Below are 717 nucleotides of genomic sequence, written 5' to 3' on the forward strand. Positions count from 1 at the left end.
GAGGGAACACAATTAATTAATGTATCCTCCGCACTTGGATATGCAACTTATATTGGTGGTATTACCTATTCTGCATCTAAATATTTTGTTAGTGCATYTACAGAAGGGCTTGCAAAAGAACTAGAGCTTAAAAGTGCAAAAATGAAGGCAAAAGTTTTAGCACCAGCAGTGACGGAAACAGAATTTGAGAAAACTGCACAGGATGTAGAAGAATTTGATTACAAAAACTTTATGCCGATGTATCACACAGCTAAGCAAATGGCTGGTTTTATGATGGAACTTTATGACAACGATAAAGTCGTAGGTATTGTAGATGAAAGCTACAATTTCAATTTAAGAGATCAAATCTATCCAATACTAGGCGTTTAATGGATCAACAAAGGTTTTAGGTCTATATATAACTAAAAAACTGAACATAACCCGTTAGGGTGATAAACATAGTTTCTTTACAGTATCGATTCAAAAAATTTAATCATTTTAGAACGATCGTTCTAAAATAAAACAACAGTATCAAATAGATAAAAAGGTAATTTTGTAAGTATTTAAGGTTTAGGTGGTAGGTTGATCCTAAAATAAGGTTCCCTCCACCTAGACAATTGGAATAATATAAAAACTTTATAAAAAGAATTATATTAAGGATAGAAAAATGAAGTGGACAGTGAAAATAATAAAAATAAGGTAAAGAAACTTAATAAAAGCAACTCAATGGAAGGGTGC

At 31.4% G+C, this 717-nt stretch carries 1 protein-coding gene; it reads left to right on the forward strand.

The window, feature by feature from the left end:
* Window positions 1–369: SDR family NAD(P)-dependent oxidoreductase (locus AC1DRF_RS30935; protein WP_477742693.1), on the forward strand; the 369-nt coding region annotated here is incomplete at its 5' end.
* Window positions 370–717 lie beyond the last annotated feature (348 nt).

The sequence above is a fragment of the Priestia sp. P5_B4 genome, from assembly GCF_056400385.1.